Raw genomic sequence first — 13,329 nt, forward strand, 5'->3', positions numbered from 1 at the left:
GTGGCGGAATGAGGGTGGGGGATGACGGCGTTCGGCCAAGAACCGTCGATGAGGTCCGGCTGCTTTCTGGAAGCTCATGTCGTCATCCGCACGAGGCCTACGGCAACAGCTTCAACCCCAGCTCTTTCAAGAAGCCGTTGTGCTTGTCCTTCGCCGCCGCGATCTCCTTCTCGAGATCCAGCAGCGCTTGGTGTGTGCGATCCAGATCGATTTCCGCCTCACCCACCGCCGTGCTGATGTAGCGCGAGATGTTCAGGTTGAAATCGTTCTTCTCGATTTCGGCCATCTCCACCCGGCGCGAGTAGCGCGCCTCTTGCTCACGGAACTGGTAGGTCTTGATGATCTTGGCGATGTGCTCGTCGGTCAGCTGGTTCTGGCGCTTGCCTTTGACGAAGTGTTCTGCCGCGTTGATGAACAGCACGTCGTCCGGCTTCTTGCACTTCTTCAGCACCAGGATGCAGACCGGGATGCCCGTGGAATAGAACAGGTTGGACGGCAGACCGATGACGGTATCGATGTGCCCGTCCTTCAGCAGCTTGGTGCGGATGCGCTCTTCAGCCCCGCCCCGGAACAGCACCCCGTGCGGCAGGATGATGGCCATCACCCCTTCGTCCTTCAGGAAGTGAAAGCCGTGCAGCAGAAACGCAAAGTCCGCCGCCGACTTGGGCGCCAGGCCGTGGTTCTTGAAGCGCACGTCGTCCGCCATGGCCTCGCCCGGCTCCCAGCGCAGGCTGAAGGGCGGGTTGGCCACGATGGCGTCGAACTTGGGCTGCTTGGCCGGGTTCAGCTCGCGCAGCTTGTCCCACTCGTTGGCCAGCGTGTCGCCGTGGAAGATCTCGAACTCCGTGTCCTTCACCCCGTGCAGCAGCATGTTCATGCGCGCCAGGTTGTAGGTGGTGACGTTCTTCTCCTGGCCGTGGATCTTGCCGATCGTGCCCCCTGCCTGTTGCACGCGGCGGCGCACGTTCATCAGCAGCGAGCCCGAGCCGCAGGCAAAGTCCATCACGCTGTCCAGCCGTGGCCTCACCCCCGTCTTGGGCTCCTGGCTGTCCAGCGTGACGATGGCCGACAGCACGTCTGACACCTGCTGCGGCGTGTAGAACTCGCCCGCCTTCTTGCCCGAGCCGGCCGCGAACTGGCCGATCAGGTACTCGTACGCATCGCCCAGCGTGTCCACGTCGGTGGAGAACGACGCCAGCCCCTCGGCAATCTTCTGGATGATGGTGCACAGCTTGGCATTGCGCTCGGTGTAGCCCTTGCCCAGCTTGTTCGAGGTCAGGTCGATCTCGGAGAACAGGCCCTGGAAGGTGCTCTCGAACGACTCGGTCTCGATGTACTTGAAGCCCTCTTGCAGCGTGTTCAACAGAAACGCGTCTTGCGTGCGCGCCATGTTGGCCACGGCGCTCCACAGGTGCTCTGGCTGGATGACGTAATGCACCTTGCGGCGCATCTGCTTCTCGAATGCAGGCACATCGCCGCGGTTCTCTTCATACCAAACCTGCAGCGGCGTGCTAGCCCCGGTCTGCTTCAGCACGTCTTCGCTGATGTCCGGGTAGTCGCTGCCCAGCTCCTTCTTCGCTGCCGTCTCGTAGTTGTCCGACAGGTATCGCAGGAACAGGAACGACAGCATGTAGTCGCGGAAGTCGTCCGCGTCCATCGCGCCGCGCAGCTGGTCGGCAATCGCCCACAGCGTCTTGCCCAGTTGTTTCTGTTTTTCTTCGGTCATTTCTTCGGGCGATTCTTGAGGGTGTTTTCCAGCGCCTTCAGCTCGGCCTCGTCTTGCTGGTCGGCCTGCGCTGCCTCTTGCTGCTTGCGGCGGTGGTCATAGTCCAGGTACAGCGAGTGGGTGGTGCTTTCCATCTGCGCATGGCTGACCGTGCCCGCGTGCGTGAGCACCGGGAAGCCGTTGCTGCTGATGATCTGGTCCACACTCTGGCGCCAGAAAGCCATGCGGATTTCTTGCCGGCTCTTGGTTCGCAGTTCCGCCGTTTCCAGAAAGATCACCACCAACCGGTTCAGGGTGTCGATCTCGTCGGCGCTCAGGTAATTCTTCGCGACCACGATGTCCGACTTGCGCACCTGGGTGCCCTTCCAGTGCAGCAGGCCAAAGTGCGGGTCAGCGGGGTTGGCCCGAGCCGTGATGAGTTCGGCCGCCGTTTTCTGCGTCACGGCGTACAGCAGCACGTTCTGCACCGTGGCAAAGAACTGCTGGGTGGCCTGGTCCGTCTTGTCGTAGTCGCTGGAGAGCGCAAACAGGTCGCGCACCTTCTGATAAAAGCGCTTCTCCGAGGCCCGGATGTCCCGGATGCGCGCCAGCATCTCGTCGAAGTAGTCCGGGCGGCCGTCCGGGTTCTTCAGCCGCTCGTCGTCCATCACGAAGCCCTTGGTCAAGAACTCCTTGAGCACGGTGGACGCCCAGCGGCGGAACTGCACGCCGCGCGGCGAACGCACCCGGTAGCCCACGGCCAGGATGGCGTCGAGGTTGTAGTGCGCCACCCGGTAGTTCTTGCCGTCGGCGGCAGTTGTCAACCGTTGGTTGACAACTGAATCGGCGCTCAACTCCTGCTCAGCAAAGATGGCCTTCAGGTGCTTGGCAACGTTCTGCTTGCTGGTCTGAAACAGTTCCGCCATGTCCAACTGCGAGAGCCAGACCGTGCCCAGATCGGCCCGCAGCTTGATCTGGCTGCGACCGTCTTCGGTGGTGTAGAGGATCAGGTCGTTCATGCTGCAGCGTCTTCCGACGAGGGAAACAGTTGCTGCATCAGGCCCTGCTTGTGGGTCTTGAGGGTGTCGAGGGTCTGTGTGGCGGTGGTGATGAGCGCGTCGAGGCTGCCGAGGCAGTTGGCGATGCGTTGTTGTTCGGGGACCGAGGGCAATAGAACCGTGACTTCACGCAGGATTTCGTTGTTGATGTTCTTCTGTGCCCCTGTTGTCGCGACCTTATTCAGGTTCTCTTTCTGACCCCGCATGATGAGTTCGAGAAAGACGGGGACAACGTCCTTTTTGGAAATGAGGCCGACCACGCTGTCGGTAAAGCAGCCTTCCGTCTGTAGCAATCCAGTGTCCCCAATGTTTGCAGCGATTGTGATCAACACAATCGGGGGCTTGAACAGCTTGCTCACTGCCAATCCCGCTTCGTTCAAGGACTGGCTCGCAACGACAGTTCCGCCCCCCGACTTGACAACGTCGCCGGTTTGGATGAAGGGATATCGGCCACCGAAAAACCTTGGATCGTTACGCGGCCGGTGGGAGAACTTGCCACGTTGAATATCGCAAACGGTGCCGAGCTTTCGCTCCTTCCACTCCCCGGCGTCCTGAAACTCAGGGAACCGTAAGCGCGGTTGGGTTTCGCCTTCGCGAGGAAACAGCTGCTGCATCAACCCTTTTTTGTGGGTCTTGAGCGCCTCCACCTTGCGCCGTTGCGCGGCGATCAGTTCGTCCAGGGAATCCAGGCAGTCAGCGACTTTATGTTGTTCAGCGGGCGCAGGGGCAGGAATCTGCAGTTCAGAGAACTGCTTGTAGCTGATCATCTTTCCGTCACGGAGGCCTTCGAGGTTCTTTGTGAGGATCTGAATGAATCGGTCGGTCTTCAGGTAGTGCTTGAAATAGGCGTTACTTCCCGCTGCGCTCCGCCTCAGAATGACATATGCCGGGCTGCAGATGCCGTGGTACTGCGAGTATTCAATGCCGCCCTGAAATGAGCGCAGGCTGATGATGAAATCACCGACCTGAATGACTTTGTAGCTCTCGATGCTCTTTTCGCTGACCGAGACATGGTAGTCAATCAGGTCGCGCGGAATGGCGCCGTGCTCTTGTGTGATTGCCAGCACCGGGAGGCCTGGCTCCGGGCTTTTGTCGCTGACCTGATCAAATAGACGATTGCCAGGCCGCACCTCCCATCCAGTTGCTCCCCGAAACTCCGGAAACCGCAACTTCGGAATCAGCGCGTTCGTGGCTTTGTCCTTCATGGCGCTGGTCTTCATGCCCCCGCCTCCTGGCTGATCTGGCTGATGAAGCGTTCCATCTCTTCCTTGCGGTGCTGGGTGTCGTCCGGCAGGTCACACAGCTCGGCCAGGTGCGAGAAGGACAGGTGGTGGATCCATGTGGGAGACGCCGACTCCCGTTTGGGCTCTGGTGGTGCGGCCAGCGCCGCTGGCAAGGCCGCAGCCCCAGCGCCCGCCAGCCATTCGGGAGACAGCGTCTCCCGAATCTGCGGGTACACGCTGTAGAAGAGCCGGCAGCGGCGCAGCTCGCGGGCGTCCACCCGCTTGAGCCCGGTCGCCGCCAGGCGCTGGGCCAAGGCGGGCAAGAGCCTTTCGCCATAGGCCGCGCGGTCTTTGCCCTGCTGCTCGAACGCCACGATGCGGTGGCCGATCAGCCAGTTGCGCATGGTCAGGCTCGTGTTGACGGCCTTGGCCGCCAGGGTCTGCGATGGGCCATGGATGCGAACGATGGCGGACACCAGCGCATCAAAGTCGCCGGGTGTGACGGATGGCGCCGAAGGCTTGTTCACGGGTAGGGGCGCCTTCTTACTGCGCATAGGCGCTGAGTCCTGAAATCTCGCGCCCCTGGGCGCGTTTGTTCAGCAGGGGCATCAGTTGGGCCATCAGTGCGGTCTCGGCTTGCGCTCGCGCCTTCCAGCCGAGTTGAAGCGGTTCCATGAGTGCACTGAGGGCGTCGCCGTCGAGGATCAGGCGTTGCAGTGTCTGGTCCACAAAGGCTTGCAGGGCGGGGGTGGCCAGGCCGTGCTGGGTGGCGATGGTGGCCAGCTCGGCGCTGTCGCGTTCCTTCTTGAAGCGGAGGTAGCCCTCGCGGATGGCGGTTTCGCTGAGGCCTTCGCCCGCCTTCAGGGTGTTGATGTACGCGGCGATGTCGTCGCGCTCGTTCATGAACTTGGCATCGGCCGCGATGATGCCGATGAGCTGCTCGCGGCTCATCTTGAGTCTGCTGCCGCCCGTGCCCTGCTGGGTGAAGCGGGACATCAGACCCATGATGTAGTCGTAGTCGATGACGGCGCTGGCGAACAGCACGAACTCGAAGTCGAGCGGGTCCACTTCGTCGGCGGTGGCTTGGTTGTCTGTGCCGGGCAGGGTCTTGCCCTGCTGGGCCTTGAGGCGCTGGGCGGTGTCGAGGTACACGCCACGGAAGGCTTGCAAGTCTTCGCGCGGCAGGATGGCTTCGATGGCGGCGGCGTTGTCGGTGGTGAGGTCGGTGTACTGGTCCAGCTGGGTCTTGAGGCGCTGCACTTCCTTGAAAGCCTTGATGAAGGCGGCGCGGGCGTCGTCCCCCTTGAGCTGGGGCACGGCTTCGGCCGCGCAGGGCAGGCCCTGGGTCTGCATGAAGTCGGCCAGCTTCTGCACGGCAGCGTCGAGCTTTTCAATGACCACGGGGGCTTTGTCCACCAGCCAGATCTTGCGTTCTTCCTCGGTGGCGTTTTCACCCGAGAACAGGGCGATGGCTTCGTCCACGTTGGCTTGCTGCTGGCGGAAGTCGAGGATGTTGCCGTAGGGCTTGCTGCCGTTGAGCACGCGGTTGGTGCGCGAGAAGGCCTGGATGAGCCCGTGGTACCTGAGGTTCTTGTCCACGTACAGCGTGTTCAGGTACTTGCTGTCAAAGCCGGTGAGCAGCATGTCGACCACGATGGTGATGTCGATCTTCTTGGCAGCGGGGAAGTCGGCATTGGGCCATTGCTGGTCCTTGATGCGCTTTTGAACGTCCTGGTAGTACAGGTCGAATTCGCCGATCTGGTGGTTGGTGCCGTAGCGGGCGTTGTAGTCGGCCAGGATGGCTTTGAGTGCGGCCTTCTTGCCTTCGGGGTCTTCCTCGTTGTCGGCCTTTTCCTGCTGCAGGTCCTGCTGCAGTTGCTTCACGTCGGGGTTGCCTTCGGCCGGGGGTGAGAACACGCAGGCGATGTTCAGCGGCTGGAAGGCCGGGTCGGCGGCCTGCTTTGCCATTTGCAGTTCGTGGAACAGGCCGTGGTATTCGATGGCGTCGTTGATGCTGGCGGTGGCCAGCACGGCGTTGAAGCGGCGGCCGGCGGTGGCGATGTCGTGCTTGGCCAGGATGGCTTCGACCACGGCTTTCTTGGCCAGCGGTTCGCCGGGCTTGGGCGGGGGCACCTTGTTTTTGGGGCCCTCGGGCTTGTAGTAGTCCACGTGGAAGCGCAGCACGTTGGCGTCTTCAATCGCGTGGGTGATGGTGTAGGCGTGCAGCTGTTTCTGGAACAGGTCTTCGGTGGTCTTGAACTGGCCTTCTTCGCCTTCGAACTGTTTGGCGGTGGCGTTCTTCTCGAAGATGGGCGTTCCGGTGAAGCCGAAGAGCTGGGCCTTGGGGAAGAAGGTCTTGATGGCCTCGTGGTTGTCGCCAAACTGCGAGCGGTGGCATTCATCGAAGATGAAGACGATGCGCTTTTCGCTCAGCGGTTCAAGCTGTTCCTTGTAGGTCTTGAGGTCGTTCTTCTTGCGTTGTTTGTTGCGCTTGCTGTTCTCGTCCAGCGCCAGGCCCAGCTTCTGGATGGTGGTGACGATGACCTTGTCGGCGTAATCGTCTGACAGCAGGCGCCGCACCAGCGCGCCGGTGTTGGTGTTCTCTTCGACGCAGCCTTCCTGGAAGCGGTTGAATTCTTCGCGGGTCTGGCGGTCCAGGTCCTTGCGGTCGACCACAAAGAGGCACTTCTCGATGTCGGGGTTGTCCTTCAACAGTGTCGACGCCTTGAAGGATGTGAGCGTCTTGCCGCTGCCGGTGGTATGCCAGATGTAGCCGTTGCCGCTGTTCTGGTGGATGCACTCCACGATGGCCTTGACCGCATACACCTGGTAGGGCCGCATCACCAGCAGCTTCTGTTCGCAGGCCACCAGCACCATGTCACGGCTGATGGCCTGGCCCAACGTGCATTTGGGCAAGAAGGCCTCGGCGAAATGGTCGAGGTGGGTGATCTTCTTGTTGGCCTCGTCGGCAAACTGGTAGATCGGCAGGAAGCGCTCGTCGGCGTTGAAGGCGAAGTGCCGCGCGTTGTTGTTGGCGAAGTACCAGGTGTCGGTGCGGTTGCTGACGATGAACAGCTGCAGGAAGCACAGCAGGGTCTTGCTGTAGCCGTTGCCGGGGTCGTTCTTGTAGTCAACGATCTGCTCCATGGCGCGGCGCGGGCTGATGCCCAGCGTCTTGAGCTCGATCTGCACGCAGGGCACACCGTTGATGAGGATGAGAACGTCGTAGCGGTGGTGGCTGTAGTCGGTGTTGATGCGCAGCTGGTTGACAACCTCGAAGCTGTTCTTGCACCAGTCCTTGATGTTGACCAGGGTGTAGTTGAGCGGGGTGCCGTCGTCGCGGGTGAATGTTTCTCGCTCACGCAGCTTCCGGGACGCGGTGAAGACGTCGGGCGTGACGATGTCGTCCAGCAGGCGGCTGAACTCTCCGTCGGACAGGTGGACCCGGTTCAGGGCTTCGAACTTCTCGCGGAAGTTGCGTTCCAGCGCGGCGCGGTCCCGGATGTCGGGGCGGTACTCGTACTTGAGGCTCTGGAGTTTGCCGATGAAGCCGTACTCGATGTGCTCTTCCTTGACGACGGGGCTCGGTGCGCCGGATAGCGGACCGTAATCAGACTTGGACGAAGGCATGGGGTAACGAAACGAGTAGGCGATGGACCGACAGGCTGCGCGACGAGCGGGCGGGGACGGATTGTGGCCGTTGGCCCATGAAGTGCGACGTCCTGAGCGCCTCCATTTTGGGGAGAGCTGGCCTGGCATCGGCTGGATGCGTTTGCCGGCCACCCACGCTGGAGAAAAAATCCAAGGCAGTACCTGATCCGTTTCGTGGCCAGAAGCCGCAATGAACGCCAATGGCCGCTCATGGGCAGGCTTGTCCATAGGCTTTGTGTCGGAACTGGGTCGTTATCAGCCGACCCAGTCCATCCCCCACATCGACCGCATCCCACCCGCAGCCGTTCAGCCCGCGTCCCGCCTTCTCCGCGCCACCAGCGCATACCTCACCGCGCCGATCACCAGGCCCAGTCCCGCCAGACCGAACAGCGCCATCACCGCGTGTTCGCCCGCGCTGAGGCGGATGCCTTCGGCGATGTGGCACAGGGTGTCGGTGGCCTTGCAGGTGAGCGGGCCGCTGTGGCCGCGGCGTTGCCAGGCGAACCACAGGCCGGCGCTGCCCATGGCGGTGGTGCACAACATGGCCCAGCCATTGCCGCGGTCCAGGGTCAGGTGAGGGGCGGCTGACATGACGACCGCGAAGCTGAACCAGCCCACGTGCGCCCAGCCAGCGTCCGGCCAGGTGAACCACTGCACCAGCACGAAGCCGGCCAGCACCAGGCAGGACAGTGTGGTCAGCGCGGCAAGCGCCTTGCCTGCGGCGACCAGGGAGACGGGCCAGCGCAGCACAGGCGGGCTGCGGCGTTTCGCCGATCGCGCTCGGTCAGCGGGGTTCATGGGCATCTCCTTCTGACGCGGATGCATGAGCCTGCCACAGGCATCGCCGAGCCAGCACGGTCTGCCGCTTGCGCGTCACGGCGGATGGCCGCTGCCCTTTCCAGATTCGCCCAAGGCCACCGAGACCCTGGCCGATTCCGCCGTGCTCTTCGCGGTGCGGAGGGCAAGACTCAGGGTTTTGCCTCCCATCCTCCCCCCGCTTCACCCCGGCAGACTTCGCCCCTGCCGAACACCCGAGCTCACCATGTCCACCACCCCCGACCTCACCCTGCGCCCCTGGTCCGCCTGCCTGCCCGACGATGCCGACCGGGCCCTGCTGCTCGGCCGCATGGACTTCGGCGCCGGCCCGACGCCGGTGCTGCTGCGGGGTGGCGAGGTGCATGACCTGAGCCGGGTGGCGCCGACCGTGTCGGCGCTGCTGGAGTCGCTGCCGGCGGGCGCGCCGATGCCGGCCGGCACGCGCGTCGGCACCGTCGCCGACGTGGCCGCCGATCCGAAGGTGCGGCTGCTGGCCCCGGTGGACCTGCAGTGCGTCAAGGCCTCGGGCGTGACCTTCGCGGTGTCGGCGCTGGAGCGCGTCATCGAGGAGCGCGCGCGGGGCGACGCGGCGCGCGCCCAGGCCATCCGCGCGACCTTGTCCGAGCGCATGGGCGGCGACCTGCGCGGCGTCAAGCCGGGCTCGGAGCCGGCGCAGCGGCTCAAGGCCGCGCTGCAGGCCGACGGGCTGTGGTCGCAGTACCTGGAGGTCGCCATCGGCCCCGATGCGGAGATCTTCACCAAGGCCCCGGTGCTGTCGGCCGTGGGCGCGGGCTCGGACGTCGGCGTGCGGGCCGATTCGAGCTGGAACAACCCCGAGCCGGAGATCGTGCTGGTCTGCGACAGCCAGGGCCAGGTGCGCGGCGCGGCGCTGGGCAACGACGTCAACCTGCGCGACATCGAGGGCCGCAGTGCGCTGCTGCTGGGCAAGGCCAAGGACAACAACGCGTCCTGCTCGATCGGGCCCTTCATCCGCCTGTTCGACGCGCACTACACGCTGGACCACGTGCGGGCCTGCGAGGTCACGCTGGAAGTCCACGGTGCGGATGCCTTCGTGCTGAACGGCAAGAGCTCGATGGACCAGATCAGCCGCGACCCGCTCGACCTGGTCGGCCAGACCCGTGGCCGCGACCACCAGTACCCGGACGGCTTCGCGCTGTTCCTGGGCACGCTGTTCGCGCCGGTGGCCGACCGCGGCGCGCCGGGGCAGGGCTTCACCCATCACCCGGGCGACCGCGTGCGCATCGCCTCGCCGGCCTTGGGCGCGCTGGAAAACCGCGTCGTCTTCTGCCACGAGGCGCCGCCCTGGACCTGGGGCCTGGGCGCGCTGATGCGCAACCTGTCCGCGCGCGGCCTGCTGCGCCAGCCCTGATCACGCGTCGACACCTCATCCCACAAGCAACCATGAGCACCGCCATCTACCCCAGCCTGTCCGGCAAGCGCGTCGTCGTCACCGGCGGCGGCTCCGGCATCGGCGCCGCGCTGGTCGAAGCCTTCGTGCGGCAGGACGCCCAGGTCTTCTTCCTCGACATCTGCGACGACGAGGCACAGGCCCTGGCGGTGCGCCTGGCGGGTGCCAGGCATGCGCCGCGCTTCCTGCACTGCGACCTGACCGACCTCGACCAGGTCGGCGCGACCTTCGCGCAGATCCTCGCGACCAGCGGCGGCGTCGACGTGCTGGTCAACAACGCCGCCAACGATGACCGCCACACGCTGGCCGAGATCACGCCCGCGTACTGGGACCGCCGCATCGCCGTCAACCTGCGCCACCTGCTGTTCTGCAGCCAGGCGGTGGTGCCGTCGATGCGGTCCGCCGGCGGCGGGTCCATCGTCAACATGGGCTCGGTGTCCTGGCACCTGGCCTTGCCCGACCTGGTGATCTACGAGACCGCCAAGGGCGGCATCGAGGCCATGACCCGCGCGCTGGCCCGAGACCTCGGCGGCGACAGGATCCGCGTCAACTGCGTCGTGCCGGGCGGCATCCGCACGCCGCGCCAGGCCCGGCTCTGGCACCACCCGGACGAGGAGGCCCGCATGCTCGCGGCCCAGTGCCTGAAGGAACGCGTGGACCCGGAACACGTCGCCGCGATGGTGCTGTTCCTGGCCTCGGACGACGGCCGCATGTGCACGGCCCACAACTACTTCGTCGATGCGGGGTGGCGATGAACACGAGCCTTTCAAGGGACGTTCCAAAGGACGTCACCTGCGTCTGGCCGCTCGCGGCCACCCTCGGCGAAGGACCGGTCTGGTCGGTGCCCGACGCGTGCCTCTGGTTTGTCGACATCAAGCGCCACCAGCTGCACCGCCATGTGCCGGGCACCGAGGGCGGCCAGACCTGGGCGCTGCCCGGCCAGGCCGGCTTCGCGCTGCCGGCGAAGGGCGGTGCGTCGTCGACCGGCGGTGAACTGGTCATCGGCCTGCCCGGCGAACTGCGGGCCTTCGACCCGCGCAACGGGCAGAGCCGGCCGCTGCTGCGCTTCGAGCAGGACCGGCCCGGCAACCGCCTCAACGATGCCCACGTCGATGCCGCCGGCCGGCTCTGGTTCGGATCGATGGACGATGCCGAGACCGCGCTCAGCGGCGCGCTGTATTCGTGCGTGCAAGGCCGCCTGACGCGCCACGACGACGGCATCTGCATCACCAACGGCCCGGTCACCAGCCCGGACGGCCGCACGCTGTACCACACCGACACGGTGGCCCGCGAGATCCATGCCTTCGACCTCGCGGCCGATGGCACGACCTCGGGCAAGCGGCTGTTCCTGCGCTTCGGCGACGACCACGGCTGGCCCGATGGCAGCAGCGTCGATGCCGAGGGCTGCCTGTGGGTCGCCTTCTTCGGCGGCTGGGGCGTGCGCCGCTATGCGCCGGATGGCCGCTTGCTGGCCGTCGTCCCGCTGCCCTGCGCCAACGTCACCAAGCTCGCTTTCGGCGGCCCCGACCTGCGCACCGCCTACGTCACCACCGCGCGCAAGGGCCTGGGCGAGGTCGATCTCGCCGCGCAGCCGCTGGCCGGTGGCCTGTTCTCCTTCACGGCACCCGCGCCGGGCCTGCCGTCGACCGCCTGGGACTTCCCTGCATGACCGAGCCTCGCATCCCTGTCCGTCCCTTCCGATCGCGCGAATGGTTCGCCAACGCCGATCGCATCGACCAGACCGCGCTCTACCTCGAGCGCTTCATGAACCACGGCCTGACGCCCGCCGAGCTGCGCTCGGGGCGGCCCATCATCGGCATCGCCCAGACCGGCAGCGAGCTGTCGCCCTGCAACCGCATCCACGTCGAGCTGGCGCAGCGGGTCAAGGACGGCATCCGCGACGCCGGTGGCATCCCGCTCGAATTCCCGGTCCACCCGATCTTCGAGAACTGCCGCCGCCCGACCGCCGCGATCGACCGCAACCTCGCCTACCTGGGCCTGGTCGAGATCCTGCACGGCTACCCGCTGGACGCGGTGGTGCTGACCACCGGCTGCGACAAGACCACGCCATCCGGCGTCATGGCCGCCAGCACGGTCGACCTGCCGGCCATCGTGCTGTCGGGCGGGCCGATGCTGGACGGCTGGATGAACGGCGAGCGCGTCGGCTCCGGCACGGTGATCTGGCGCAGCCGCCGCCAGCTGGCCGCCGGCGAGATCGACGAGGAACAGTTCCTCGACGCCGCCGCCGCGTCAGCGCCCTCGGCCGGCCACTGCAACACCATGGGCACGGCCTCGACCATGAACGCGCTGGCCGAGGTGCTGGGCCTGTCGCTGCCGGGCTGCGCGGCCATCCCCGCGCCCTACCGCGAGCGGGCGCAGATGGCCTACGCGACCGGCCGGCGCATCGTCGACATGGCCTACGAGGACCTGCGGCCCTCGCGCATCCTCAGCCGGCGGTCCTTCCTCAACGCCATCGCGGCGGTGACGGCGCTGGGCGGCTCGTCCAACGCCCAGCCGCACCTGCATGCCATGGCCCGCCATGCCGGCTTCGAGCTGTCGGCCGAGGACTGGAAGCAGGCCCACGACATCCCCCTGCTGGTCAACCTGCAGCCGGCCGGCAAGTACCTGGGCGAGAGCTTCCACCGCGCCGGCGGCGTGCCGGCGGTGCTGGCCGAGCTGATCCGGGTCGGCCGGGTCGACGGCGCCTGCGCGACCGTGACCGGCCAGACGCTGGCGGCCAACGTCGAGGGTCGCCGCAGCCTCGATGCGGACGTCATCACGCCCTACGAGCAGCCGCTGATGGAGAAGGCCGGCTTCCTGGTGCTGGCCGGCAACCTGTTCGACTTCGCGATCATGAAGACCTGCGTGATCTCGCCGGACTTCCGCCGCCGCTACCTCAGCCGCCCCGGCGCCGAAGGCATCTTCGAGGGCCGCGCCATCGTCTTCGACGGCCCGGACGACTACCACGCCCGCATCAACGACCCGGCGCTGGCGATCGCCGAGGACTGCATCCTGGTCATGCGCGGGGCCGGCCCGATCGGCTTTCCCGGCTCGGCCGAGGTGGTCAACATGCAGCCGCCCGATGCGCTGATCCGGCGCGGCATCACCAGCCTGCCGACGCTGGGCGACGGCCGGCAGTCGGGCACGTCCGACAGCCCGTCCATCCTCAACGCCTCGCCCGAGGCGGCGGCAGGTGGCGGCCTGGCCTGGCTGCAGACCGGCGACCGCATCCGCGTCGACCTGAATGCCGGCCGCTGCGACATGCTCGTGCCAGACGAGGAACTCGCGCGCCGCCGCACGGCCGGCCTGCCGGCCATCCCGCCCAGCCAGACGCCGTGGCAGGAGATCTACCGCGCGACCGTCGGCCAGCTCGACAGCGGCGCCTGCATGGAGCTGGCGCTGAAGTACCGGGCGGTGAGCGACGTGACGCCGCGGCACAACCACTGA

Annotated in this window: 10 protein-coding genes; 4 read left to right on the forward strand and 6 right to left on the reverse strand. The window is 65.7% G+C overall.

The annotated features are described in order from the left end of the window. Nucleotides 1-97: 97 nt before the first annotated feature. The 6 genes from Q8X39_RS12585 to Q8X39_RS12610 all read right to left on the reverse strand — a co-directional run bounded on the left by Q8X39_RS12585 (nucleotide 98) and on the right by Q8X39_RS12610 (nucleotide 8,441). The gene (locus tag Q8X39_RS12585) at nucleotides 98-1,726 is read right to left on the reverse strand and encodes a type I restriction-modification system subunit M (RefSeq protein ID WP_305750031.1); all 1,629 of its coding nucleotides are present in this window, start codon (nucleotides 1,724-1,726) and stop codon (nucleotides 98-100) included. After that, nucleotides 1,723-2,724 (reverse strand): virulence RhuM family protein, encoded by a 1,002-nt coding sequence (locus Q8X39_RS12590; protein WP_305750032.1) that lies wholly within the window; start codon nucleotides 2,722-2,724, stop codon nucleotides 1,723-1,725. The genes Q8X39_RS12585 and Q8X39_RS12590 overlap by 4 nt, the downstream gene beginning before the upstream one ends. Continuing rightward, entirely contained in the window at nucleotides 2,721-3,983 is a 1,263-nt protein-coding gene (locus Q8X39_RS12595) for a restriction endonuclease subunit S (RefSeq protein ID WP_305750033.1), read from the reverse strand. The genes Q8X39_RS12590 and Q8X39_RS12595 overlap by 4 nt, the downstream gene beginning before the upstream one ends. After that, a complete protein-coding gene (locus Q8X39_RS12600) occupies nucleotides 3,980-4,513 on the reverse strand; it encodes a DUF1016 N-terminal domain-containing protein (protein ID WP_305750034.1) in 534 nt (177 codons plus the stop codon). The genes Q8X39_RS12595 and Q8X39_RS12600 overlap by 4 nt, the downstream gene beginning before the upstream one ends. 16 nt (nucleotides 4,514-4,529) lie before the next feature. Beyond that, nucleotides 4,530-7,616: a type I restriction endonuclease subunit R gene (locus Q8X39_RS12605; protein ID WP_305750187.1), complete on the reverse strand. Its 3,087-nt coding sequence runs from the start codon at nucleotides 7,614-7,616 to the stop codon at nucleotides 4,530-4,532. A 327-nt stretch (nucleotides 7,617-7,943) separates the two neighbouring features. Next, nucleotides 7,944-8,441 (reverse strand): hypothetical protein, encoded by a 498-nt coding sequence (locus Q8X39_RS12610; RefSeq protein ID WP_305750035.1) that lies wholly within the window; start codon nucleotides 8,439-8,441, stop codon nucleotides 7,944-7,946. 238 nt (nucleotides 8,442-8,679) lie between these two features. Between Q8X39_RS12610 and Q8X39_RS12615 the strand changes: the two genes are divergently transcribed. Genes Q8X39_RS12615 through Q8X39_RS12630 form a run of 4 tightly spaced genes read left to right on the forward strand, consistent with a single transcriptional unit; the run spans nucleotide 8,680 to nucleotide 13,329 of the window. Continuing rightward, the gene (locus Q8X39_RS12615; protein ID WP_305750036.1) at nucleotides 8,680-9,843 is read left to right on the forward strand and encodes a fumarylacetoacetate hydrolase family protein; all 1,164 of its coding nucleotides are present in this window, start codon (nucleotides 8,680-8,682) and stop codon (nucleotides 9,841-9,843) included. A 32-nt stretch (nucleotides 9,844-9,875) separates the two neighbouring features. Beyond that, the gene (gene xylB, locus Q8X39_RS12620) at nucleotides 9,876-10,637 is read left to right on the forward strand and encodes a D-xylose 1-dehydrogenase (protein ID WP_305750037.1); all 762 of its coding nucleotides are present in this window, start codon (nucleotides 9,876-9,878) and stop codon (nucleotides 10,635-10,637) included. Further along, nucleotides 10,634-11,551, forward strand: coding sequence for an SMP-30/gluconolactonase/LRE family protein (locus Q8X39_RS12625; RefSeq protein WP_305750038.1), 918 nt, complete (start codon nucleotides 10,634-10,636; stop codon nucleotides 11,549-11,551). Before xylB ends, Q8X39_RS12625 begins: the two co-directional genes overlap by 4 nt. Beyond that, nucleotides 11,548-13,329 (forward strand): IlvD/Edd family dehydratase, encoded by a 1,782-nt coding sequence (locus Q8X39_RS12630; protein ID WP_305750039.1) that lies wholly within the window; start codon nucleotides 11,548-11,550, stop codon nucleotides 13,327-13,329. The genes Q8X39_RS12625 and Q8X39_RS12630 overlap by 4 nt, the downstream gene beginning before the upstream one ends.

It is taken from the genome of Leptothrix discophora (assembly GCF_030705305.1).
In the GTDB taxonomy this organism is placed as follows: Bacteria; Pseudomonadota; Gammaproteobacteria; order Burkholderiales; family Burkholderiaceae_C; genus Sphaerotilus; species Sphaerotilus discophorus.

What these genes read in the sequence shown, in the direction of transcription:
- Q8X39_RS12605 (WP_305750187.1), bottom strand. Translation starts at nt 7,616, where the DNA reads ATGCCTTCGTCCAAGTCTGATTACGGTCCGCTATCCGGCGCACCGAGC.
- Q8X39_RS12630 (WP_305750039.1), top strand. Translation starts at nt 11,548, where the DNA reads ATGACCGAGCCTCGCATCCCTGTCCGTCCCTTCCGATCGCGCGAATGG.
- Q8X39_RS12595 (WP_305750033.1), bottom strand. Translation starts at nt 3,983, where the DNA reads ATGAAGACCAGCGCCATGAAGGACAAAGCCACGAACGCGCTGATTCCG.
- Q8X39_RS12625 (WP_305750038.1), top strand. Translation starts at nt 10,634, where the DNA reads ATGAACACGAGCCTTTCAAGGGACGTTCCAAAGGACGTCACCTGCGTC.
- xylB (WP_305750037.1), top strand. Translation starts at nt 9,876, where the DNA reads ATGAGCACCGCCATCTACCCCAGCCTGTCCGGCAAGCGCGTCGTCGTC.
- Q8X39_RS12590 (WP_305750032.1), bottom strand. Translation starts at nt 2,724, where the DNA reads ATGAACGACCTGATCCTCTACACCACCGAAGACGGTCGCAGCCAGATC.
- Q8X39_RS12610 (WP_305750035.1), bottom strand. Translation starts at nt 8,441, where the DNA reads ATGCCCATGAACCCCGCTGACCGAGCGCGATCGGCGAAACGCCGCAGC.
- Q8X39_RS12615 (WP_305750036.1), top strand. Translation starts at nt 8,680, where the DNA reads ATGTCCACCACCCCCGACCTCACCCTGCGCCCCTGGTCCGCCTGCCTG.
- Q8X39_RS12585 (WP_305750031.1), bottom strand. Translation starts at nt 1,726, where the DNA reads ATGACCGAAGAAAAACAGAAACAACTGGGCAAGACGCTGTGGGCGATT.